The organism is Streptosporangium sp. DT93 (genome assembly GCF_049844535.1).
Lineage (GTDB): Bacteria > Actinomycetota > Actinomycetes > Streptosporangiales > Streptosporangiaceae > Streptosporangium.
This window is the reverse complement of record NZ_JBNCLF010000028.1, coordinates 40,541-63,985: the sequence shown is the minus strand read 5'-3', so window position 1 is coordinate 63,985 and position 23,445 is coordinate 40,541. Positions and strand designations below refer to the sequence as shown.

The following is a 23,445-nucleotide window of genomic DNA, read 5'->3' as shown; positions in this document are numbered from 1 at the left end:
GATGGAGGGCTCCCGCGAGCCAGGTCGAACAGCTTAGCGAACCGGCGGAGGCGGTATTGCGCATGGCCAAGAGGGCTACCCGCTCCGGTTGAAGGGGCGAGATCCACCCGACAATCTGGGCCCTGGCAGAAGAGCCGATCAGCCAGGGCTACGTGAGCAAGGCCGAAGCGGGCCACCTCGCCGTCGAGGGAGAGCGTCTGGCCAGCTACGTCCGCGCTCTGGGCTACCCGCCTGCGCTGCCTGGTCTGGACGCTGAGGTGACCGAGGTCGGTATCGGGATGGTGCACCACCGCAAGAAGGCCACGCTGGGAGCCCACGCGCTGCGCCGCATCCACGCCCAACTTGCCCTGGGCCGCCTGCAGGCACACCGTCTCCTGCGGGCCCTGCCCACCGATCCGACCCTGCACTGCTTCGAGCACATGGCCATGAACGACTTCGACACCCCCACCGAGGCGGCCCAAACCCTGCACAAGCTGTGGGAGGTCCCCGCCGAGCCAATCACCCACCTGGTCGCGATGATCGAAGGCGCCGACGGGCTGATCCTCGTCCGCGACCTCGAAAGCCGTGACCTGGACGCGGTCAGCCAGTGGAACGGAGCGGAGCGCCCGCTGTCCCTGCTGGGCGCGCACGCTGCGGCCGACCGCTTCCGGTTCAGCTTCGCCCACCAGCTCGGGCACGTGATCATGCATCCCGAACCCGGCGCCACCCCCCAACAGGAGCGGCAGGCCGACGAATTCGCCAGCGAGTTCCTGATGCCCGCTGCGGACATCGGCGACAAGTTGAGCGCAGGCATGGACCTGCCGCGTCTGCAGCTGCTGAAGCGACGATGTGGCGTGTCGATGGCCGCCGTGTCCCGCAAGGTCCTCACCCTGGCCGCCATTAGCGAACCGCACCCACGAGCCCGGCGAAATTCCGCGCGAACTCCCCCAGACCGTGCCCGCCACGGCGCAACGCCTCGTCGCTCAGCACGGACTCGACCACGCCGCCGAGATCGCAGGACTGCTCGCTGAGAAGTTCGCCCGCCTGCTGCTGTTCCACCTCGGCTCCCTGGACCCCAACCCCGCCTGACACCGGTTATGTCTCACGAGGTGAGTACATGGACGACCGCACCAGCGCACCGTCTCGTACCGTCGCGAGTTCCCTGCTCACCTCGCCGCCCGACCACGGCGGCCTGGTGGTGTGCGGCACCGGCTGCTCGGCGCGGCTGAACATACTGCAGCGGACCATCACCGGAGTCCTGGCCGAAGACTGCGCCGCCTACGAAAAGAGGTCGCCACCACCGACGCGCCGTTCCACTTGCCGTAGGATGCCCTGTTCGGGGGCGACCTGGACAGCGCGCTGTAGGAGCAGCTCGGCAACGGCGCCTCCTTCGCCATCACCCCGACCCGCTATATCAAGGCCGACGATCCCGCGGTCTTGAAAGCCGTAGTGAAGGCGGCCAGGGCGCTGCGGGGCGATGACGTCGTGGTGACGCTCCCCGTCTCGATCGGCTGGCTGGGGCCAAAGGCGCGCAGATCTGGGCGGCCGCCGACCGCGGCAACATCACCCATGAGCAGGCACCGTTGATCGTACGCTCCCTGCTGTCGGCCGACGTCGACGACATCATAATCCACGCCCTGGCTGCCGCTTTGCACGCCCTCGCCTTTCGACGAAGCGCCGAGGCGCCGAGGTAGCGTACCTTCCCGGACTCAACCATGTCGTATAGCGCGGACGGTATGAGAACTGACGCAAGAGGTATTTTTTGCACCTTGCCGGGCATCTCCGAATAGAGAACGAAGCCGCGTTTACGGAGGAGCCGCATCTTCCGCTAGAGGTGACACAGCAACAGCAGTAGCTCGTGGCTTGAATTGGACGATCCGGCGGGCCGCTGGAGTTTTCCCATACCGACGTGGTGGAGCGGTCGGGCAATGTGCGACTCTCGGTGTTCGACGGCTCGATCCCTGTCGAATTCGGTCAATTGACCTTTGCGTCTAAGACGGGCGAAAGCCAGGTCGCCAACGTCAACCCATCCCAGGCTTGACAGAATGGCGTAATTCGACGATGGCAATTTCAGGAGAATGCACCCATCTGATCATGTGGGTGAGGGCTTCTGAGGTGACGGAGAGAATGTCGGGGCCGTGCTGTGTGGGCTTGGCCGGACGACGTGCCGGGTGTGGCGTTCGACGGCGGTGGCCAGGCGTTGGTCGATGCGCTGGGTGGGGGAGAGGTTGAGTGACTTGGGGTGGGCGTAGATCTGGGTGGTGTCAGGGGAGGCGTGGCCGAGCAGGGCTTGTACCGCTGACAGCTCTTCGCCTGCCTCCAGCAGGGCGGTGGCCACGCTGTGGCGGATGCCGTGGATGGAGAGTTTGTCGTGGTCGGCGACTCCGATGGCTTTGGCGATGCGTTGGATGAGTTCGCGGATGTAGGTGCGCTGCAGGGGGCGTCCGTTGCGTGATCGGAAGAGGGGGCCGGGTGAGTTTCCGCGTTCGGCCAGGTAGCCGTCGAGGATTTCGCCGATGAAGGGGCGTACGTCGACCGGGTGGGTGCGGTTGCCCTTGACCGGCAGGTTCACGACCCTGAGGCGACCCTGGTGGGTGAGGTGGTCGACCTCGACGTTGAGCAGGGAGCTGATGCGGCAGGCGGTGCCGATCAGCACGGCCAGGATCGCTTGGACGCGGGCGCTCTCATGGAGTACGGCGTGCACGAGCATGTCGTCCAGCTGCTCGCCGCTGATGAACCGGGTGGTGGAGGCGCTGCGCCGAGGAGGTTCCATCCCGTCGAACGGGTTGGCGGTCGCCAGGTCGGCGCGGCGCAGGTAGGTGTACCAGGATTTCGCGGCGGAGATGCGGGCGCGGCGGGTGTTGGCCGACAGTCCGGCGGTGCGCATGGCCGCGGAGTACAGGTCTGTCTCTATGGAGGGCACGTCACCGATGTGCAGGCCGCGGGCTTGGATCCACCACAGCCACCAAGAGATGTCGCGGATGTAATTGCGTTGGGTGGCCGGTGAGGAGCGCCGTTCCGATGACAGCCAGCCCGCAGTGGCTGCCAGGGCCTGCTCGGGGACTTGCACGGTACGCAACAGCGCGGCCAGCTCATAGGCGTTACGGGCGGGCGGCGGGCTGCCCTTGGCCGGCAGCGTCAGGGGGGAGGTGTGCTGTCCCAGCAGTGCATACAGCTGGACTTCGGCGGCTTCCTCCGCATCGGCGTCGAGGTCACGGGGCCGGTCCAGCACGATGACACCGGAGATCGCCAGCGGCGCGAGCGCGCTCGACACGGTCGGCCGAGCCGGTTGCGCGGCGGGTTCGTCGCCGACAGGGCGGGAGGGGACATCATGGAGGCTCATGAAGTGCTTTCTGACGATACGACGGAGCCAGTGGCAGGACTGGATGAAAGAGCGGAAAACGCCGGCCACACCAGACGTGGCCGGCGCCCGCAACAGGTTGAAACGTTAGCGGCTGCCGATGGCCGTCACAGGGAACCCTCTCATGGATCCGTCGCGATCGGCAGCAGGTGACACAGAGACTGTCAACGCTATGAGCTGATCGGTCGGACGTGGTCAAGACCCTCTCCTGGCGAAACTCATCGTGGCCGGTTACACATCTATTCCTGTCCTTCATCTGTTCGATGTGCCCAAGCCTGCTCACGGGGTTTGGAAGGCACTTGGAGTCGACTTGGAAGGCGCGCGTGAGGTGGCCGCGCGTACGACGTGTCACATCATGGCGTTGATCCGGGTGTTGAGCTCGTTCGCGGCCGAGGTCGGCGGCGAACCCGTTCCCCTCGGTGGACCGCAGCAGCGCGGCGTGCTGCCCCTGCTGGTGGCGGCGCGGGCAGGTCATGTCGGTCGACCGGATGGCCGAGGATCTCTGGCGCGGAGAACCGCCGTCGCGTGCCCTGGCATCGTTGCAGGCGTACGTGTCGCACCTGCGCCACCTGCTGGAACGCGTCCCTCTCAGCCGAACATCCGTAGTGGTTTCCCGGAATCAGACGTCCACTAAACGGGGGCGACTCCAATCGACCATGATTCTGAAGATCACCTGAGGTCTCGCTGTTCGGTCTCAAGTGCGTCGGTTAGACCAAAGGCACCCGCCTCGGACAGAGCGTCGATGATGTCCAAACAGCGGCGCCGCTCGTCGGGTGTGCCTTGCCGGTAGAGGCGTGGCACGATCGAGACCAGTTGATGCCCAGTCGCGGCATAGCTGGTCCTGATATTGCCCATCTCGTTGCTGGCAAGCTCGGCGACAAGCGTACATACGTCGATCGCTGCCGCTGGGAGGATTCCGTGGTGCCCGTCAAGGGCGGTCATCAGGTCCCTGATGCTTTCTGGAAAGGCTGGGCTGTGGAGAACGGTTGTAATGAGCATATTCGCGTCGTCTGAGCCGAGCTCGGTGATGCTGCGCAGTGCGGTCAACGCTTCGGTGCGCACAATCTCGTCGGGATCGTCGAGGAGTTCAATCACCGACTGGAACGCGTAAGCGGGCCGGGAGGCGAAGGTTCTGGCCGCTTCCCGGCGGGCCTCGGTGGGCAAGGTGTGAACGGTCGTGGGGAGATTGGGACTGAGGATTCCTCGGATCCATGCGATCGCCCAGGCCCTACCTGCGTATCGGGCCACAGGTGCGGGCGCTTGGAGCGCGCGAGATAGCTCGGGAGCGAAACGTTCGGGCGCGCGGATGAGAGCGTCGATGAGCAGCTGGTTGGCGGTCCCCGCATTGTGAACCTGCACGTTGGGGTGCGAGAACAGCAGTTCGGCGAGATCCAGTGCAGTGTCCTGGTCGTGGTTCATCATGGCTCGGACGGCCTCAGCCGTACAGGCGCGCACGGCGAGGATGGGATCGGCGGCCAGCGAAGTGACAATCGGTGTGACCGCGGACAGGTGGCGGTCACCGTGGAACAGCAGAGCCGCGACTGCTAGTGCGGCCTGTCCGCGCGTTGAGTTCATTCCGGCCGTGAGGGTGGCTTCTTCGTCCTCTCGGCCGAGCGTGGTGTCGGTCTGCGGGTGGGGATCGGCCGCGAGATGACTGAGAAGGTTCGTCAATGCGGGGTGGATGCGCGAGGGCGCCGCCTGGATCGCCCGGCAGATGGATCCGGCGGCCGGCGGCCCGGCGAGTTGGAAGGCTCGCTGGATGAGAACCGTCAGATGTTCCTCGTTGAGATAAGGAGTGATCTTGTCGAGAATCGCCATGATGTAGTCGGGCGGCAGGCCGGAGTCGAGCGTGAGGGCGAGCGCGGCGAAGCGTTCGGGATCCTGTTCGGCACGACGTGCCAGGGTCTGGGCCAGTTCGTACGCGCCGCCCATCCCGAGCCGGCGCTCGTTGCGCGCCTGCATGTACTTGGTCAGTGCACGTCGCCACTGCTCATCGGTCATTCGCGCGGCTGCGGCGTCGTCGATCGGCGAGCGGACAATGCTTGTGATTACCGGCTCCGGGCCGATGGGAAGCTGACCGGGGAACTTGCGCTGCCATTCCGCGAGTCTGCGGCCGACGACCTCATCACGTCGGGAGATCGCGATGGCCGACAGCAACTCGTACTGGGACCAGCCCCACGCGGTTGGATGTCCCTTTTGTCGTCGGAGTTCCCATGTCGGGTAATGCGCGAGCAGCATGTTGGTGAGGCGCTGCATTGTGTCCGCCGCGCATCCGGGAGTGGCGGCCTCAATGAGCTCTCTGGTGGCCCAGCGGCGGCTGCCCACCCAGCCCAGGCACAGGTTGCCCTCGTCGGATAGCAGCCACCGCAGCGCCCGATCGGGCTGGTCAATCACGGCGTACATACGACACGCGAGGAAACGTAGCTCTTGGACGGGCGCGTCGGCGAGCTGGGAGAGCGTGTTTTCCGCTGCCAGAGGATCGAGGATGGCCAGAGCTCGCAGCGCCTGGTCGAGTCCTTCGAACAACGCGGCGGCGACCGTCTCCCTGCCCATATGGTTGTAGGCCCAATGGCCACCGGGGAAGAAGTGTCCGGTCGAGGGCTGTGCACTTGACCGGACCACCTCTGCCACGAAGGGAAGGACCTCGTTGGCGAAGACGCGCGGCGAACCGGCGGCGATCTGCGAGATCACTGTGGACGCGGTCTGCGAGTAGGCGCTCAGTTGGCCCGACGCGAATGGGTCACCGGAACCATCGGCGTGTGCCAACTCCAGATTCCGCCGCAGGAACGCGCCCATGATCCGGGTTGTTGCGGCGGGAGCCGATCCGGCGATCTCGTACAGCAGGCTCCAAAAGTCGCTGTTGACGGCGATCGGCCCTTGAACATCGTCCAGATGACCGCCCTCGATAAGGTCCACGGTGAGGTCGGCCAGTTCCTCGGTCAGTGACCACTCAACCAACCTGCTCAACCGTCCTCGCCATTTCGGGTCGTCGCTGACATATGGCCGGACGAGTTGTTCGATGCGGCGGGCGCGATGCCGCGCGGCGGGGATGAGCTGTTGAAAGGCGAGATCGACGGTCCCCGGGTCAGCTAGCCATCGCTCCCACCGGTTTTCATGGTCGGCGGCGTCAAACCACCCCGGGGAGCCCAGAAGCGCCCGCACCTTGGCCGCCGCACGAGCATCGCTCCACGCGACCGCTTCGATCGCCCGCCAGTCCTCGGCCGTCGGCTGGATCTGCCGCAGAACGGCGACGACTACATCCTTCAGGTGGGGGCGAATCTCCGGCGATCCGACAAGCTGGGCCACCGTTGCTCGGAAGCGGACCAGATCTCTTGCATGCAAGTATTCGAGGATCTGCCGCGTCTGCGCCCTCCGGAACAGGAACTGCCCGGACTCCACCAAGAACCCGTGGAGATCGCGGCTACTCGCGACGAATGCTTGGGCGAACAAGAAGTCGAAGTAAGACTCGTGAAAGAAGCCGATCCGGTGTCCGTCGCGGACCAGAGCGCCGTCGGAGACCAACGCATCGATGTGCTCTGGCAAAAAGGCGAGCAGGACTTCGATGGGAGCCGTCAGCGTCTCCAGGTTGCTCATGTGGTCGATGAGAGCGCGCGTGATGCCGAACCAGTCCAAACCGGGGACACGGCGGGCGACCTCTCTCCGACGCTCCTGCGTGTACTGCTCATACAGTTCCTGCAAGGTGCCATAGGCCGTGGCACGGCTGTCGCGGTCCAGGCGGCTGAAGACCGATAGGTGCAGCGGGATCGTTAATAGTTCGATGGTCGCGGGTGTGAGGCTGTCAGGGTCAATTCCGTCGTCCAGCAGGATCGTTCTGACCGCCTGCTTCTCCAGCTTTTTCAGTGGGAAGCGCCTGGCCCTAGGCTCGCGTGTCAGCGCGGCCAGGCGGGGGTCCCTGTCGATGTCGACGGTCCGCACGACTAAGAGCACCTTGATGTTCGGCGCGGTCAGCAGTTGCTCCAGCACGTCGGCGACAGATTCGTAGGCCTCTGACATTCGCCCGGCGTAGTGGCTGACCGCATCCAATTGGTCGATCACGAGGATCCCGGGACCTCCGTCGGCGACGCCCGCGAGCAGGATGGCCGGTGAATCAGCCAGGTCCATATGTCTGCCCAGCGCGGCGGCGGTCTGTGTGCTCGCCTCCACCGAGTCCATCCGCACGACGGCGGTATGCCAACCCCGCGTGGCGAGCTGCGACAGGACGTCAGCTGCGACCGTGGTCTTGCCCATCCCGGCGTCGCCTTCACAGATCACTATCTGTGGGCCGCCCTCAAGCTCCAGCAGTTCCCGGAGCTGCGCAGTGTATGGGCGTGGGACCGTGCCGAAGCCGGGGACGGCTCGCTCGACGCGTTGCGAGAACCGCTTAACTGTCGCAGCCAAGGCCGTAAGCGTGTTGGAGTCGCCCGGAAGTAGGCGTCGGCGGATGCCTTTTTCAACCAGATGGTCCCAGATCTGCAGTCCGTTCAGCGACTGATGAATCTGATCGAGAAAGAAGCCACGCAAGACACCGAGCGCATTGCCCGGGTCGCCCTCCACAAGTGTTTCGTAGGTCACGGAGACCAAGCGGCGCAGCGACTCCGGAGAGTGATGTTCAACGTGGATAAGGCGCAGATAGTGCCACCCAATTTCCTTGTCCACTGACCACCAGCCCGCCAGGGCGGCGAAGTCCGATCGCTGCTCCGGAGTGAGGATGCCCTCGAGTTCTGTCAGGCTCTCAGCAGCGCGGGCCCGGGAGCACAACTCACGCAGTTCGCCGGCATCGGTCGACAGGACCAACCGGACGTTTTTGCTTCCGGCCAGGTGATCGCCAATCGCCATAAGGATGTCTTTTAGGCGTTTTAGCGTCCACCGACCGCCAGCGGGGGCGTCCTTGACCTGCTCGCACCAAACACCATCGGGTCCCTCGATCTCGAACTCGACGCCCATGCCCGCCGGTCCGGGCGGCTCCAGCCGCATGCGAGACGCCCGACCGCGGAGAAGGTCGGCCGCGCGGAGCGCGGTCCACCAATCTTCGTACCGATTACCCAACTTGTCGGCGGCCCCACCTGGCAGCGGCATACGAAACCTCCAGACTCACTCTCGGCATCCAGTATCCAGCGCATACGGGGGTACTCAGCGCGCTTTGAAGCGCGTTTGCGACCTAGAAACACGGCCGCGCAATTCAGGTTCCGCTGAGCGTGATCAATGAACATTTTTCATCCTCCTCGCGCATCTGAAGGACGAGGATGGCTTCGACCAGCTGACCTGCGCGAAAAGGGGCAGCATATAACGGTTGCTCTTGGCGGTGGTGGCGACCTGTTTGGCGCGATCGCGTTCGTCTGGTGCTTGCCGACCGCGCCAAACCGTTCGTTCGGATTCCTCAGCGCAGTCCTGCGCGGCGGCGGCTTTTTCAATCGCCTTCTTGTTCGCCTCAAGGACGCTCTGAGCGCCGCTACGCGCCGGTCGCGGCAGCGATGCGTTCAGCGGCATTCTGGGCGGCTTTGGATCGGTCAGATCGGTGGGCGCGCGGTACCTCCATCCAGTCGCAGGGCACCGCTCCCCAGCGCATCACCTCTTCATCCCCTCGCCGTGCCCGGATATCTGTAGGCAGATCGCATGTCGATAATGTTGATTGTCGTTATGTTGACCATTGACCCAAAAAACGTAACGTGACATACCTGTTTCCTGTCGTGTCATGCAGATATGTTTTGGTAGAGTACTTGAGTGACCGACAACGCAACGCCTCGCGCCGCGGATGCACCACATAGCGCCGATTTCGGCCTTCGACCTCAACGAGGCCTTTCGGTCGACCCGGCGGAGGATCTGCTCGACGGCGGCTCGCCCGGCCTGGGCCGCTCCGACGGCGCGGAGGGCGTGCCGGCCGAACCGCCCCTGGCGCCCACCGCCGACACTGGGGCCCCGCACGGCCGATGTGCCTGGGACGGCCAGCCACTGCCCCGCTCCACTGGCCGCCGGCCCCGCCAGTACTGCAGCGACGCCTGCAAAACCGCCGCCTCCCGCGCCCGCCGCAAGGAACAGCTCACCGCGGTGACCACTGCGGTGACCGAGTCCAGCGTGGTTCTGGCCGAAGCGCGCCCGCTGCAGGAGGCACTGCGCACGCTTCTTGACCGCTTCGCCGAAAAGGTCGATCTGGCCGAAACCGGCGCGCTGGCCCGGATCAGCGCCGTCGAAGCCGAAGCCGCCGAGGACCGCTCGGACGCCGCGATCGCCCGCGAGCATGCCGCGGCCGCCGATCGCGCCCGCATCAACGCCGAACGGCGGATGCGTGAGGCCGAACAGGCCCAGCGACTGGCCGAGGAGCGCGAGCGCACCGCCCGCGCCGACCTGGAACGCATCGGGGAAAAGACCCGCGCTCACGTGCTCGAACTCGGCGAAAAGCTCGGTGACGCCAAGAAGGCCCTCGAGCTTGCCGAAGGCGTGAGCGCCGACCAGGCCAACCAGCTACGCGCGCTGCGCACCGAAAACCGCGAGTTGCAGGCCGCACGCACGGCATTGGAGGACGAGCTCGCCGAACGTGGCCGCCAGCTCCACGACAGCCAGCACACCAACGCCCAGCTCCGTACCCAGCTGGCCGAACACAGCGACCGGGCCGCAGCCTTGGCGCTGCAACTGGCCACCGCCACCGCTGAGGCCGCCACAGCGCGCGAGGAGGCCCTGGCCACCCACGCTGACCTGGAGAAAGTGCGCCAGCGTCACGACGAGCAATCCCAGCGTCTGCGCGTCGATCTGGAGGCCGCCCGCCAGCAGGCCGAGACCCGCACCGCCGAACTGATCCGGGTGCAGACGCTGCACGAGGCCGCCCAGGACCTGCTCGCCGAGCTGCGCGGCCAGCGGGAGGATCTCACAGCCCGCTATGACGCTCTGTACGCCGAGGTGGGGGAGCTGCGAGCCGAGATCGCACGAACTCGGGCGCACCCCGCACCTGACGCCTCAGAGCCCGAACGGAAGCGGTGAAGCTGTACCCGGCCGATATTTCCCCAGACGGCGATGTCGGCCTGCCTATGAGGCGCGATGTCGATGGTCAAGACAGGAGAGCCGAAGAGCCGTCTCCCGGGTATGGGGAACCTACGACGATCAGCCAGAGAACGTTCACCGGTAAGCCTCAGATGACCAGGCCAGACTCTGTCGATCGTGTATGACCACCACTGACATCACGGTGGCGATTCCTGCTGACAGAAAGTGACGAAACCGCAGGTCAGCGGAGTGTGACACCACCAGAACATCACGGGAAACATCACCGGATGTCGGCTGGGGAACACCGTTGCGCCTGCTCAGGAGGGCTTATAAACCCCGCAGGTCAGGTCGCCGGGTTGCGGAACGTCCGCCGGAGGGACATGTAAGGGGCTTCAGCAGTTAGGGCGAACCTAGACAAAAACGACAAGGAAGGGGGGAGTCTTTAGGTTGCTGACACGAAGTGACGATTTCGCGGACACCAAGCGACGAAACCCCATGTCAGCGAAATGACGCATCCCAAAGATCCCGATACGGGGCGAATGTGCGCCCGCTCGGGGTGCGCCAACCGGCTCGAGTCACCGGGCCGCGCAGGCCGCCGCAGCGGCCGTCCGGCTCTGTACTGCGGAGACGCCTGCCGCGCCGCCGCGCACCGCGCCCGCACCCCGGCGGTCACCGACGCGCTGCGCCGCGCCGGCGCGCTGAGCGGCGACCTGTTGAGCGCGGGCGAGCAGTGGAGCGCTCACCTGGCGGCCTTCACCGAGGCGCTGAACGCCGCCAGGTGAGCGCGCCACCGCCGCCCAGCACAAAGCCCAGGCCGCGATCACCGGAGCCGACCAGGCCGTCCAGCAGGCCACCGCGGCACAGCAACGCGCCGAGGAGTCCGAACGCGCGGCCTGGCGCGCGGCCGGCGAACACGAATCCGAACGCGCCCGCGCGGTGCAGGCCGCCGCCGCGGCCGAGGAACGCTGCGCGGCCGCCGAGCGCGCCACCCGGCGCATCACCTCTGAGCGCGACGCCCTGCAGGGCGTCCTGGAGGCCGAACGCCGCCAAGCCGCCGCTGCGGCCGATGAGCACGACCGGCAGATCGCCGCCTTGCACAACGCGCTGGCCGATCGCACCGCCGACCTCGACCAGGCCCGAAGCGACCTGGGGACCGCCGGTAGTCGTCTTGAACGCGCTGAGACCGCCCGGCACAAAGCCCACCAGGACGCCGAAACCGCCCGCGCTCAGACCGGCCGGGTCCGCGAGGAACTCAGCGCGCACATCACCCGGCTGAAAGAAGAGCTCGCCACCGAACGCGGCGAGACGTGGCGAACCCGAACAGAACGCGACGAGGCACGAACCGCCACCGCGGTGGTCGACGCCCGAATGGAGGCCCTGCGGCAGGCCCACCAGCAGGCACTGCACAACGCCGAACACCGCGCCCAGACCGCCGAGCACCGCGAACAGATCGCCCAGCAGACGATCAACCGCCTCCTGGCCCTCCATCCGGCCGCAGAGACCGTATCGGCCGAGGGAACCGACAATGCCGCCCGTAGCGAGGACTTCCCTGAGCGCCCCTGAGACGCACACGCTTCTGCGCTGCGGCGGCCGCCGACGCCGGAAAACGTCTCCCTCGACGCCGCTTCGGCCCCGTTTGGGGAGACCAGTCGTCGGCGGAGGAGCTGGGCGTCGAGGTAGGAGCGGGTGATCCCAAGGGAGGGTCCTGCCGATCTCGCGATGGCGGACGCCGCTCGACAGCGAGGGCGAGCCGCCGTCGTAACGCACCACGCGCAGTACTGATCTTCACCCCCTCGTTCCCCGGCACTGGGAGAGGCTGCCACGACAGCTGCTGACATTTAGATGGCAGCAGCGCTGACACTTGATGACAAAAATGCAGGTCAGAGCACTAATGAGGACTGTCAGTACGTGGCAAAGTGCCACAACCTGTCAGTCGAGGGTGGCCAAAAGCGGTATCGAAATGCCCCGGAGGGTCTTCAGCAGACCGGAGGAGACGCTGCTCGTGCGGAGGAAGAGCATCGGCGTGTACACGACGGGTGGCGCACGTCAGGGCGATGAGCGTTCCAGAAAATGTGGCTCTTAGCTGGGAAAACTACCTGCGCTACGGGACCTTCAGCAGGTGGATCAAGTAAGACTTAGTGATCTTGCTGACACCAAGTGGCAAAACCGCTGACATCAACTGGCATTACGCCAGGACAACTTCGTGGCAGTTCGCAACACAGGACAACAGAACAGGGGGGTGTCGTTCGGCACAAGTTCCGGGTAACTTGCGGGAATTTACATTCCCGGTAGTTGCCGATATGCGCCGTACGCGCAACGGATCGCCTTTATTGATTTCTAATTTCCAGAAAATCAATCCTGTAGGCTGGGCGCATGCGGGAGACGGGAACGATGACGCCGTGCAGGCACTGCGGGACGCCGATCGAGCAGCGGCAGGGCCGCGGCAGGCCGCGCGCCTACTGCGCGCAGGGGGACTGCCAGGCGGTGGCCAAGCGGGAACGCGAGATGCGGCGGGCGACGCCGGGCCTGGAGGGGTCGCTCGCCAGGGCCGAGGAGTTCTACGACCGCATGGAGAAGGGCATGATCGCGGCGATAGAACCGCTGGCCCAGGTGCTCGCCCAGGAGCTGAGCCCGGCCGGGGTGGAGGCCAAGGTCAGCGCCGTGCAGGCCGAGGCGCACACCCGGGTGGCGATCGCGCGTACCGAGCGCGAGCAGGCCTTCGAGCAGGTACGGCTGGCGCGGGAGGCCTCCGAGCACGCCCGCCGCGAGCGTGACGCGATGGCGGAGCGCGTACGGGAGGCCGATGCCGAGCGCGACACCGCGCTGGCCGACGCCGAGACCGCCAGGCAGCAGGCGCTGGCCGCGTTGCACGAGGCCGCCAGCACCGAACGCCGGGCCAGGCAGGCCGAGCAGGAGGCCACCGGCAGGGCGCAGCGGGCCGAGGCGGCCCGGGACGCGGCGCTGCGCGAGATGGCCGAGCGGGTGGAGGCGGCCGAGAGCGAGACCCGCCAAGCCCGGGAGCGGGCGCTGGCCGAACGCGAGCAGGCCGAACGGGCGCTGGCCGAACGCGAGCGGGCGCTGCGCGAGGCCGCGACCGCCACCAAGGCGGTCGGGCAGGCCGAGCGGGCGGTCGCCGCCGCGGTGGCGCGGGCCGAGGCCGCCGAGGCCGAACGCGATCGGGCACTGACCCGTGCCGACGCCGAGGCCGACGCCCGCGCCCAGGCCGTGGCCGAGGCCGCGCAGGCGGGCACCCGGGCCGAGCGGCTGGAGAAACACGCCTCCGAGGTGGAGAAACGCACCACGCGACGGCTGGCCAAGGCCGAGGAACGGGCCGCGGAGAAGGTCGCCCAGGCCCAGGAGCGTGCGACGGCCACGGCGGCCGAGGCGCTCGCCGAACGCGACGAGGCGCGGATGCGGCTGGCCATGGAGCAGATGCGCCTGTCGGACCTGCGGGAGCAGATGGAGACGCTGCGCGCCGAGGCCGCGCTGCTGCGGGAGCGCGCGGTCACCGCGGAACTGCGGGCCGGCCCCGGCTGACGGCGGCGTCCGGGACGGCGAGGCCCGCAGCGGGATCGGCGGGATCGGCGGGATCGGCAGGGTCGGCGGGGTCGGCCCCGCGGCGGAAGCGCACGTTCCACGGGCAGGAAGGCGGCCAGGCGGATCACGTGCGGCAGAGGATGGATCGTGATCGACGCCCATGTCGCGGGGGTTGAGCAGCAACCGAACCGTCAGTGGCGTTAGCGAGTCCTCGCAGCGCGCGTCACCGCCACTGACGGTTCGGACGGGGGTCGCCACCGGCAGGTTGGGTGCCGGCAGCAGACGATTTTCCGACAGGCGCTCAACCAGCGTCGCGAACCTCCGGAAAGCCGAACATCAAGTGACAAAGCATGACGTTGAGCAGCCGGTTCGGAGGCAGAATTGACGACAGTATTTTCCGACAGATAGAACGGGGCTCCTCATCCCTTTCCGAGGAGCGCCGGTGCAGATCGTCTACTCCCGTGTCTCCACTGCGACGCAGTCGCTGCTGTGACAGCGGCACATCCTCACCGAGGCCGGCCTTCTCGTGCGGACCGAAGGCGTCGCCGAAGGATTCCGGCCAGCTGACGGGGTTCTCCTCTTCGAGGATCCGGCCACCACCTCCACGATTCCCGCTCTGGAGCGTCCCGCGTTCGGCAAGATCGCCGCCAAGACTCACCCGGGCGACACCTTGACGGTCTCGGAGCTGTTCCGGCTGTGCCGCGACCTGCTCGACATCCACGCCGTCCGCAACTGGTGCCAGGCCCGCGGCGTCGTCCTGCGGGTCCTATCCGGGCCGCTGTCGAACTTCCACGATCTGGCCGCCAATGACGCCACCACCGCCGTGATCATCAATGTGATCACGGCCGTGGGCCAGTTCCAGCGCGACATCCAAAACGAGCTCACCGGCGAGGGGATCGCCGCCGCCGAGGCCCAGGGCCGCTACCGCGGCCGCCCGCCCGCGCTCACCGGCGGCGAGGCGGAGGTGGTGCGGTCGACGTACACCGATCAGGGCGCCTCGATCGCGGCGCTCGCCCGCACTCACGGGGACCCTTAAGACGATCTTGTTAGCGCTGCTCCGAGACGTTTCCGCTGATCATCCGACATAACGACATACGTGACTTGAGGTGCTGCCGTTCCCGCTAATCCTCCTCTGGCCTGTCGGCATCAATGACGGTGGCAGGTTGCGGTGTATCGATGACCGGGGAGAGATCGGGGGGGAGGTTGCTGGCGGGGAGTGTGGTGTGGGTGCGGGCGCCGGGGGCATCGGCCACCCAGGGCAGGACACCGGCTCCGCCGGGGAATTCGCCGGTCACGTAGTAATCCGTACGGAAGTCGAGGCTCGCCTGATTGCTGAGCATGCTGCCATCGGCACGGATGGGTTCGAGTTCGTGCCGCTCCATCCACAGGCAACCGGAGCTGCGCGGTGGAATCGTGAGACCGCGTTCTTTGGAACTCTCGGCCATGATCGACACGTCGCGGCGCCTTTCGTACCCCATTTCGGTCGAGGTGGAGAAGGACGCGGAGACCGATGTGCTGACGCCCATGCCGAAGGGCTTGGCGGACACCTCCACGCCGACCGACGCACCGACGCTGATGCCCGTGGTCCGACTGAAGGAGGTGCCGTCCTGCTGGGTGACGCCCGTGGTGACGGTTTCCTTCTCAGTCTGGGGCTCGGTTCCGTTGCGGTTGTCGCGGTAGAGGATGAGGGTGAAGTTCCGATGGCGACGGACCCGGTAGAACGGCGAGTTGTGGATCTGCCAGTCCACGTCGCGGGCGGGATCGTCGATCATGTAGTAGGGGACGGTGACGGTGCGGTCGGTCACCCTCGTCTGCGTCGGTGGCCTTTCGTGCGACGTCAGAACCGGGATATCAGGGCCATTGCGGCGTTCCACGACAGCGGGCAGGTCCAGGATCCAGGTGGTGGGCGTCGGCGCGGGCCGCCCGGCGACGGTCACGGCCGTGAACCCGCCCGTGGGAAGGAGTAAGCGTTCTTCGGTGTCCACACTCGGGTACGAGGGAGTCACCACCGACCATAACCGTATTCCGTTGAATTCGAACAACTGCTCGCCGCATTCGCCCTGACGCACATATTCACGCCCATTATGCACCCGTTTAATGCAATTCATCTCGTACTGAGTGGGCGGCTCGGTGGACCTCGTCGTGGCGACGTCGCTCAGGGCGACGTAGCCCTCCGGAGGGATCGGCCGCCAGAGACGGCAAAGCCCCTCGGAGTGCCCGTCCCTTGGGAGATCGCCGATTAGCTCCCACCTGACAGGGGGCCGTAACATATCCTGGGCCGCGGAGAGGTCCAGCAGCATCAATGACGCCACACCCGTCCGTTCCCCTGACTGCGACCACGTATCCCCTCGCGTTCCGCCCTGCCCGAATTGGTGTACTACCCTCCGCCAATCCCCGGGAGGCATGGCTGCGGATCTCAGGCCACTGATGATCATATGATGAGGGTTCGGGGCGCCCTGGGGTCTCCGTGGCCAGCCCACTGAGAGGTTAGGGGAGATCGCGACTCCCAGATCGCCGTAGCGTTGAGTGACCATTACGAGGCTCCTTCGCATAGAGGGTGGTTACCGCACGGTCTCCTGCAAGCCTCATGTCGCCACTCCCGCGTTCTTGCTGGGATGAAAGGACAACGGAATCGACCGTGCTCGGTCCAGTCTGACCAGAACGCTGCCCAGGTCATCGAATGAACTGATCTTGGCGGGGCCATTCCTGGCATTGGCCAGAGATTTGAAACCTGCTGACGCATAAGTGGCAGCCAAACATGCGGCTGCCTGCTGAGGAGTCGCTGGATGTTCCCGTCCTACGCCCCTGTGCATACACCTCCTCCGTGAGGGCCATGAAGTGGACGCACGGCAGGAAACAGGTGAGATCCATCCGAGCGTATGTCAGCTCGGGCCACCCAGACCTTTCCTGTCCGCTTTTGGACATTTTCCATGCTGTCGCCGGTAATGCCACGCCGCTTACTCGACGCGTATTGCGAATATGCCGTGGATGCGGACCACGTACGGCTACCAGCCGCGACCCCAAGAAGGCGGGCAGGCGCCTCCATGCCCGCCATCGTCTCCCAGACCTACCGCATGGTCCGGGTCACTGACCTCGAACCACACGCCGGCAACCCGCACCAGGGCGATGTGGACGTGATCGCCGCGTCGATCGAGAAGAACGGCTTCTACGGCACGATCTTGGTCCAGGCGTCCCGGATGCGGATCATCGCCGGTGAGCACCGCCGGCGCGGCGCCAAGGCCAGGGCTGGCCCAGGCGCCCGCCCTGATCCTCGACGTGAACGACGACACCGCGCTGCGCATCCTCCGCGGACAACCGCATCGCAGAGATCGGCGGCTACGACGACCAGGCCCTTGACGCCGTTGTCGGCGACCGCGGCGGAGCCAGGAGCAGACACCGCGGACCTCCGGCGGGATCTGCGTGCCCACGCCCGCGAGATCACCCGCTTCCTGACCGGGTCCGACGCCGGCGCGGTCTTCCGCGCGCTCACCGCGCAGGCTCAGCACGACCCCGCACTCGCCGCCCGATTGCGCTTCGAGCATCTCGGCAGGCAACGCGGCCACGACCGGCTGCCCTTCGAACGCGCGGTCGCCCGCGGCGCACTCGACCCCGGCGTCGACGTCGACCTCGCCGTCGACCAGATCGTCGGGCCTATCTACTGCCGCGTCCTCGTCACCGGCCAGAGCCCGACCCCGGAGTTCACCGACGCACTCGTCGACGTCTCGTCAGCTGGCACACCGAGGGCTGAGCGGCCGTAGGAGTGCCCTCTCTCCTGCGGGTTCGTGCGGGCCGAGGGGGAATCCGCCGTCGGGCCGAACCACGCTCACCTTGTCGCCGCCGATCACCACCGGGACCAGGCCGTCCCCTCGGCCAGGCCGACGCCGGCCGGGTCGATCCACCACCGCCGGGCACCGGAGATGTCGGCGCGGGGATGGACGCGGCGGCCTGGGCGTGGCCCCGCACGCCGCCGGTGAGGAGCCGTGTGCTCTCCGGCGGTCAGGACGGCTGAACGGCGTCGAAGAGGGCGATGGCCTCGGCGGGGTCCGGGCTCACGAGACGTTCCAGGCCGGCCGCCGTGATCTCCGCCCACCTGCCGGCCCGTTCCCACATCCGTTCCTCGAAGACGCGGACGGCCTCGTCCAGATCGCCGGGATCGGAGGCCGCGGCGACGGACTCGGCCAGTTCGGAGCCCTCCAGCATCGCGAGATTCGCGCCCACCCCCAACGGGGGCATCAGGTGGGCGGCGTCGCCCAGGAGCGTCACCCCGGGGACGTGCTCCCAGGTGTGGGACACGGGCAGGACGTGCAGGGGGCGCTGGACGAAGGCGGTGCCGTGGCGGAGAAGGTCGAGGACGGGAGCGGCCCAGCCGTCGAACAGATCCAGCAGGCCTGACCGCACGGCCTCGACGTCGGCCGGGTCCAGGCCCGAGAGCCGGTCCGGGGGCGTGCGGAACTGGGCGTACACCTTGACGTGGCCGCCGCTGTTGCGCTGGGCGACGAGGGCGCGGTTCACGCCGTACACGGCCACGGAACCGTCGCCGACGAGCCGGGCGAGGCCGGGGTGGCGGGTGTCGACGTCGTCCAGGGAGGTCTCGACCAGGGTGACGCCGGTGTAGTGCGGTGTCGCGGACGAGATCGCCCGGCGGACCCGGGACCAGGCGCCGTCCGCGCCGACCACGAGGTCGAAGGTCTCCTGCCGCCCGTCCGCGAAACGGACCAGCGCGCCGTCCCGGGTCCCCGGCACCACCTCCGTCACGCCCCGGCCCCACCGAACGTCGAGGGGGCCGAGCAGCAGGTCGCGGAGCTGCCCCCGGTCGATCTCGGGATTGGCCCGGTCACCCGGGCGGGGGCGCCAGTCGCGAAGGACGGTCCCGTCCGTGTCCAGGATGCGCATGGCCTGCCCCTCGGGACGCGACAGCGCCTGGAACTCCGCCAGCAGTCCCGCCCTGTTCAGCGCGAGCTGGCCCATCCCCTCGTGCAGGTCCAGCGTGCCGCCCGGAGGACGGGCGTCGGGGGAGGCGTCGCGTTCGAGGACGGTGACGGGGTGGCCGTGGCGGTGCAGGACGCGGGCGAAGGTGAGCCCGGCGGGGCCGCCCCCGACCACGGCGATGCGATGTCTCATGTCGATACACTGTATTTTAGAAATATATTGTATCGCAATAGTACGATGTATCCATGACCGTCTGGGATCGGCCGGAGCCGCCGACTCGTCCTGTGCCGCTCGACCGGGAGCGGATCGTCGCCGCCGCCGTCGCGCTGGCCGACGAAGGCGGGCTGGAGGCGGTGTCGTTGCGCAAGGTCGCCGCCCGGCTGGACGCCGGCCCGATGCGGCTGTACGGGTACATCGCCACCAAGGAGGAGTTGTTCGACCTCATGGTGGACGAGGTCCACGCCGAGATCCTCCCCGAGGAGCGGCCCGGTGACTGGCGGGAGGCGCTGCGCGTCCATGCCCACCGCACCAGGCAGGCCGCCCTCCGTCACGAATGGCTGGCCGACCTGCTCGGCGGCCGTCCCACCCTGGGCCCGAACGCCCTCGCCGTGACCGAGGGCACGCTGGCCGCCCTCGACGGCCTCGCCGACCTCGACACCGTCCTGCGCGCCGTGGAGACCGTCGGTTCCTACCTCACCGGCGCGATCAGGCGTGAGATCGCGAACCTGCGGGCCGAGCGCGCCACGGGCCTGTCCAAGCGCGACTGGCAGCGCGCCCACGGCCCGCACATGAGGGCGATGCTGGACACGGGCCGCTTCCCGGCGCTGGCCAGGGCCGTGCACGACGGCACGGAGGTGGACGCCGAGGTGTCCTTCGCGACCGGCCTGGACTGGGTCCTGGACGCCGTGGCCGCCAGACTCACCCGGCCACCGGCGTGACGCCCGGGACTTCCCGGTGACGTCACGTCCATGGCGCCGCACGACGCCGCCGGAGAACGATCGGTGGAACGGCGTCGGCGGCTGCCTATCATGTGGCGATGGATCTTCTCATCCTCGGTGGTACGCGCCATATGGGGCGTTCGATCATCGAAGCCGCGGCCCGTCGTGGCGACACGGTGACGATCGTGAACCGCGGCCTCAGTGGCCGTCCGCCCGCGAGCGTCGACGCGCGCGAGGCCGATCGGACCCGGCCAGGCGCGCTGGCGGACGCACTCGGCGACGACCGGTGGGATGCCGTCATCGACACCTGGGCCGGTGCGCCGTGGGTGGCGCGGGACGCGGCCCGGCTGCTGCGGGACCGCACGGGCCACTACGGCTACGTCTCCAGCCGCTCGGTCTACCGCTGGCCGCCGGCACCCGGTTTCGACGAGTCCGCGCCGGTGGTCGACGGCGACCAGGACGGCACCGACGAGAAGTTCTACCCGGCGGCCAAGCGCGGCGCGGAGATCGCGATCTCGCGGGTCTTCGGGGAGCGAGCCCTCCTGGCTCGCGCCGGCCTCATCCTCGGACCGTACGAGGACGTCGGCCGGTTGCCGTGGTGGCTGCGACGGCTGTCCCGGGGCGGCCCTGCCCTCGCGCCCGGACCGGCCGACCGGCCGCTGCAGTACCTCGACGGCCGCGATCTGGCGGAGTGGATGCTCGCCGCCGCCGAACGTGGCCTGGGCGGGATCTTCAACACGGTCAGCCCTCCCGGGCACACCACGATGGGACGGCTGCTGGAGGAGGTCCGCGCCGCGACGGGCTCGGTGGCCCGGCTGGTCTGGACGGACCCGGCGGTGATCGAGGCGGCCGGCATCGCGCCCTGGACCGAACTGCCGATCTGGACACCTCCCACGGGGGAGATGGCCGGGCTGCACGCCGGCGACGTCACCGCGGCGGCCGGGGCGGGTCTGACCTGCCGGTCGGTGAGGGAGACCGTCCACGACACCTGGGACTGGCTGCGCGTCGAGGGGGAGCCGGAGCACCGGGCCGACCGGCCCCCGGTGGGCCTGGACCCCGAGCGTGAGCGGGCCGTGCTGGCCACGGTGGAGGGGGACGGCGGCTGAGCGGAGGGTCAGGGGGTCGTCGAGAAGGTGATCTGGTCCGGTGCGGCGTCCAGGAGGATCAGGACGCCGGCTATCCCGACGATCCAGCGCAGTGTCGAGCGGGATCCGGAGGAGAGCTTCTTCTCCCACCGCTCGAACCGTTCGCGCGTCCGTTCGCCCAGGGCGCTCCAGGCGGCGAGGAGCAGGATGCCGGGGGCCACCATGACGGTCACGTACACGCCCAGGAGCGGTGACCACTGGGCGGCGGTCAGGCCGGCCGCGGTCATGACGCCGATCGCCGCGAAGTACGGCACGGCGGTGGCGAACTCGAACAGCCAGGTCCCCAGCCCCAGCAGCAGCATCGCGCCTGCGGTGAAGGACCGCGCCCGGGGGGAGGGCGGTTCGGACTTCCTGTCGGGGATGAAGTAGCTCCCCGCGATGAGCGCCACGCCCACGGCGGCCTGCCCCCAGGCCCACACGGTGTCGTCGATGACCGGCATGACGGCGCCCAGGCCGAGCATGAGCAGGACGCCCAGGGCGAAGTAGGCGATCGCGACCGATCCGAGGTAGACGCCGAGCAGCGCGGCCAGTCGGCGCGGCCTGGACAGCAGCAGGTAGAGGGTCACCCCGACCACGGTGGGGCTCAGCGTGTCGAGCAGGGCGAGCCCGAGAACCGCCCCGATCGTCTCGATCGGCAAACCTGCCTCCTCAGGGGAGTCGGCGAACCGTAATAACACGGCCGTGTCAGTTAAAGTAGCACACAGGTGTTAGCATGTGAACGTGCCGCGACTCGTCGATCATGAACAGCGGCGGGCCGAGCTCGGCGAGGCGGCCATCCGGGTGATCCTGCGCGAAGGCCTCGCCGGTGTGACCGTCCGCGGGGTCGCCGCCGAGGCCGGCTGGTCCACCGGATCCCTGCGGCACTACTTCGGCAACCAGCACGAGCTGCAGGCCTACGTCGTCCAGGCCACCACCGACACCATCCGCCGGCGGGTCCTCCCGCGCGTCCAGAGGCCCCGCGCCCACGGGTCGGTGGTCGAGCGGATCGCCACGATCGTGGAGGAGATGCTGCCCCTCGACGCCGAGCGGCGCGAGGAGTACGTGCTGTGGTCGGCGGTCGTGGACTGGGAGCGCCGGCACCCTCCGCGGGAGGGCTCCGCGACATGGAACGACCAGCGGGCCCTGTACCGCCAGTGCGTCGCCGTCCTGTGCGGGCACGAGTCGGTCCGGGAGCCGGACCGGGCCGCGGTCCCGCACCCCGACGCCCAGGTCGAGCTCTGGGCGGCGCTCCTGCACACGTTCGTCGACGGGCTCGCCTCCCAGATCGTGAACACCCCCGGCGAGGTGTCCGCCGGCACCGCCGCGCGACTGCTGCGCTCGCTGCTGGAGGCCGTACCCCGCACGCGGCCGGATCGGAGCGGGCGCCGGCCGTGAGCCGGGAGCGCGGCACGGGCCGCGCCGGCGCCGGCAGGGCGGACGGGAGGCGGGAGCCCGGCTCCCGAAGGGGCCGCCGGGAGGCCGGTGACGGCCCTGAAAGGTCATCTCCCGGCGATCCTGGTCCACCGAGATGGTTAAGGGAATGCTTGACCATTCGGCCGATCGGCGACATAGTTAAGTACATGCCTAACAATGGTGCTTCGCTGGACCGGGTCTTCCACGCGTTGGCGGACACGACCCGGCGCGCCATGGTCGAGCGGCTGGTCCGCGGGCCGGCCTCGGTCAGCGATCTCGCTCACCCCCTGCCCATGTCCCTGCCGGCGGTCATGCAGCACCTTCAGGTGCTCGAGGCGTGCGGCCTGGTCCGGTCGGAGAAGGTCGGCCGGGTCCGCACCTGCCACGTCGAGCCGGAGGTGCTGCGAGCCGCCGAGGACTGGATCGCGCGCCAGCGCACGCCCTGGGAGAAGCGCCTCGACCGGCTCGGCGACCACCTGACCGAACATCCCGGAACACCCGACCAGGGGAGCACGTCATGACCGATCGTTCCGTCACCCAGGCCACCTTCAGCCTCGAGCGTCTCTACCCGGCCCCGCCGGCACGCGTGTTCGCCGCCTGGGCAGACCCCGCCACCAAGGCCCGCTGGTTCGCCGGCGCCTCCGCCGAGCACGAGCTCGACTTCCGCGTCGGAGGCCGGGAGGTCAACCGTGGACACGAGGGGGAGGGGCCGGCGCTGACGTTCACCTCGCTCTACCACGACATCGTCACCGACGAGCGGATCGTCTACGCCTCCACCCTGCACGCCGGGGAGGACCTGTCGACCGTCTCGATCACCACCGTGGAGTTCGGCCCGGCCGGCGACGGCACCCGGATGCTGCTCACCGAGCAGGCGACGTTCCTCGACGGCCGCGAGGAGCCCGCCTGGCGTGAGGAGGGCACCTCCCGCTGGCTCGACGCTCTGGGCCCCGAGCTGCTGGGCGCCACCGGGAAGGAGTAGACGAGCGCGATCCGGAGCGGCCTGCCGGTGGCGGGCTTCACCCTCGGCCCCGTTCCGGGCGGGCTGCCGCTGGAACGCTTCTGGTGGGGATCGGTGTTCCTGCTCGACGTTCCCGGCGCCGTCGCGGCCTCGTCACCACGCCGTCATCGCGCCGCCCGATCGCGGTGACCCCTCGACGAGGCCACCGCGGAGGAAGGTCGCGCCGACCCGGGC

Annotated in this window: 19 protein-coding genes; 12 read left to right on the top strand and 7 right to left on the bottom strand. The window is 68.1% G+C overall.

Features of this window, described 5'->3' with window-relative positions:
- Positions 1-152: 152 nt before the first annotated feature.
- The gene (locus tag ACLQ2R_RS36700) at positions 153-1,010 is read left to right on the top strand and encodes an ImmA/IrrE family metallo-endopeptidase (RefSeq protein WP_425966023.1); all 858 of its coding nucleotides are present in this window, start codon (positions 153-155) and stop codon (positions 1,008-1,010) included.
- 1,061 nt (positions 1,011-2,071) lie between these two features.
- Here the strand turns inward: ACLQ2R_RS36700 and ACLQ2R_RS36695 are convergent.
- The 3 genes from ACLQ2R_RS36695 to ACLQ2R_RS36685 all read right to left on the bottom strand — a co-directional run bounded on the left by ACLQ2R_RS36695 (position 2,072) and on the right by ACLQ2R_RS36685 (position 8,827).
- Positions 2,072-3,322 carry a tyrosine-type recombinase/integrase gene (locus ACLQ2R_RS36695; RefSeq protein ID WP_425966022.1) on the bottom strand — a complete coding sequence of 417 codons (1,251 nt, stop codon included), beginning with the start codon at positions 3,320-3,322 and terminating at the stop codon, positions 2,072-2,074.
- A 687-nt stretch (positions 3,323-4,009) separates the two neighbouring features.
- Positions 4,010-8,314 (bottom strand): hypothetical protein, encoded by a 4,305-nt coding sequence (locus ACLQ2R_RS36690; RefSeq protein ID WP_425966021.1) that lies wholly within the window; start codon positions 8,312-8,314, stop codon positions 4,010-4,012.
- A 225-nt stretch (positions 8,315-8,539) separates the two neighbouring features.
- Positions 8,540-8,827, bottom strand: coding sequence for a hypothetical protein (locus tag ACLQ2R_RS36685; RefSeq protein ID WP_425966020.1), 288 nt, complete (start codon positions 8,825-8,827; stop codon positions 8,540-8,542).
- 234 nt (positions 8,828-9,061) lie between these two features.
- Between ACLQ2R_RS36685 and ACLQ2R_RS36680 the strand changes: the two genes are divergently transcribed.
- Both ACLQ2R_RS36680 and ACLQ2R_RS36675 read left to right on the top strand, forming a co-directional pair.
- Positions 9,062-10,312: a hypothetical protein gene (locus ACLQ2R_RS36680; protein ID WP_425966019.1), complete on the top strand. Its 1,251-nt coding sequence runs from the start codon at positions 9,062-9,064 to the stop codon at positions 10,310-10,312.
- A 539-nt stretch (positions 10,313-10,851) separates the two neighbouring features.
- Positions 10,852-11,094, top strand: a complete 243-nt coding sequence (locus ACLQ2R_RS36675) for a hypothetical protein (protein WP_425966018.1) — start codon at positions 10,852-10,854, stop codon at positions 11,092-11,094.
- Here the strand turns inward: ACLQ2R_RS36675 and ACLQ2R_RS36670 are convergent.
- Complete coding sequence (locus ACLQ2R_RS36670; protein ID WP_425966017.1) at positions 11,066-11,800, bottom strand: hypothetical protein; 735 nt, start codon at positions 11,798-11,800, stop codon at positions 11,066-11,068. The genes ACLQ2R_RS36675 and ACLQ2R_RS36670 overlap by 29 nt on opposite strands.
- An 885-nt stretch (positions 11,801-12,685) precedes the next feature.
- Here ACLQ2R_RS36670 and ACLQ2R_RS36665 point away from each other — a divergent pair.
- Together ACLQ2R_RS36665 and ACLQ2R_RS36660 are read left to right on the top strand one after the other, a co-directional pair.
- Positions 12,686-13,849, top strand: a complete 1,164-nt coding sequence (locus ACLQ2R_RS36665) for a hypothetical protein (RefSeq protein WP_425966016.1) — start codon at positions 12,686-12,688, stop codon at positions 13,847-13,849.
- A gap of 526 nt (positions 13,850-14,375) precedes the next feature.
- A complete protein-coding gene (locus tag ACLQ2R_RS36660; RefSeq protein ID WP_425966015.1) occupies positions 14,376-14,885 on the top strand; it encodes a recombinase family protein in 510 nt (169 codons plus the stop codon).
- Between the two features lie 85 nt (positions 14,886-14,970).
- Here the strand turns inward: ACLQ2R_RS36660 and ACLQ2R_RS36655 are convergent, their stop codons facing one another.
- Positions 14,971-16,149 (bottom strand): Vps62-related protein, encoded by a 1,179-nt coding sequence (locus ACLQ2R_RS36655; RefSeq protein WP_425966014.1) that lies wholly within the window; start codon positions 16,147-16,149, stop codon positions 14,971-14,973.
- 744 nt (positions 16,150-16,893) lie between these two features.
- Between ACLQ2R_RS36655 and ACLQ2R_RS36650 the strand changes: the two genes are divergently transcribed.
- Positions 16,894-17,607 carry a TetR/AcrR family transcriptional regulator C-terminal ligand-binding domain-containing protein gene (locus ACLQ2R_RS36650; RefSeq protein WP_425966013.1) on the top strand — a complete coding sequence of 238 codons (714 nt, stop codon included), beginning with the start codon at positions 16,894-16,896 and terminating at the stop codon, positions 17,605-17,607.
- A gap of 238 nt (positions 17,608-17,845) precedes the next feature.
- Here the strand turns inward: ACLQ2R_RS36650 and ACLQ2R_RS36645 are convergent, their stop codons facing one another.
- On the bottom strand, positions 17,846-18,970 hold the full coding sequence (locus ACLQ2R_RS36645; protein ID WP_425966012.1) for an FAD-dependent oxidoreductase: 1,125 nt from the start codon (positions 18,968-18,970) through the stop codon (positions 17,846-17,848).
- A gap of 53 nt (positions 18,971-19,023) precedes the next feature.
- On the opposite strand from ACLQ2R_RS36645, the gene ACLQ2R_RS36640 reads away from it, so the two are divergent.
- Entirely contained in the window at positions 19,024-19,716 is a 693-nt protein-coding gene (locus ACLQ2R_RS36640) for a TetR/AcrR family transcriptional regulator (RefSeq protein WP_425966011.1), read from the top strand.
- A 98-nt stretch (positions 19,717-19,814) separates the two neighbouring features.
- Positions 19,815-20,822 (top strand): NAD-dependent epimerase/dehydratase family protein, encoded by a 1,008-nt coding sequence (locus ACLQ2R_RS36635; RefSeq protein ID WP_425966010.1) that lies wholly within the window; start codon positions 19,815-19,817, stop codon positions 20,820-20,822.
- 8 nt (positions 20,823-20,830) lie between these two features.
- Here ACLQ2R_RS36635 and ACLQ2R_RS36630 read toward each other — a convergent pair whose 3' ends face one another.
- Entirely contained in the window at positions 20,831-21,499 is a 669-nt protein-coding gene (locus tag ACLQ2R_RS36630) for a GAP family protein (protein ID WP_425966009.1), read from the bottom strand.
- An 82-nt stretch (positions 21,500-21,581) separates the two neighbouring features.
- Here ACLQ2R_RS36630 and ACLQ2R_RS36625 point away from each other — a divergent pair, with 82 nt between their 5' ends.
- From ACLQ2R_RS36625 to ACLQ2R_RS36610, 4 genes are all read left to right on the top strand, one after another.
- A complete protein-coding gene (locus ACLQ2R_RS36625; RefSeq protein WP_425966008.1) occupies positions 21,582-22,235 on the top strand; it encodes a TetR/AcrR family transcriptional regulator in 654 nt (217 codons plus the stop codon).
- A 185-nt stretch (positions 22,236-22,420) separates the two neighbouring features.
- Positions 22,421-22,774, top strand: a complete 354-nt coding sequence (locus ACLQ2R_RS36620) for an ArsR/SmtB family transcription factor (protein WP_425966007.1) — start codon at positions 22,421-22,423, stop codon at positions 22,772-22,774.
- Complete coding sequence (locus ACLQ2R_RS36615; protein ID WP_425966006.1) at positions 22,771-23,232, top strand: SRPBCC family protein; 462 nt, start codon at positions 22,771-22,773, stop codon at positions 23,230-23,232. The genes ACLQ2R_RS36620 and ACLQ2R_RS36615 overlap by 4 nt, the downstream gene beginning before the upstream one ends.
- A gap of 27 nt (positions 23,233-23,259) precedes the next feature.
- The gene (locus ACLQ2R_RS36610; RefSeq protein ID WP_425966005.1) at positions 23,260-23,400 is read left to right on the top strand and encodes a hypothetical protein; all 141 of its coding nucleotides are present in this window, start codon (positions 23,260-23,262) and stop codon (positions 23,398-23,400) included.
- Positions 23,401-23,445 lie beyond the last annotated feature (45 nt).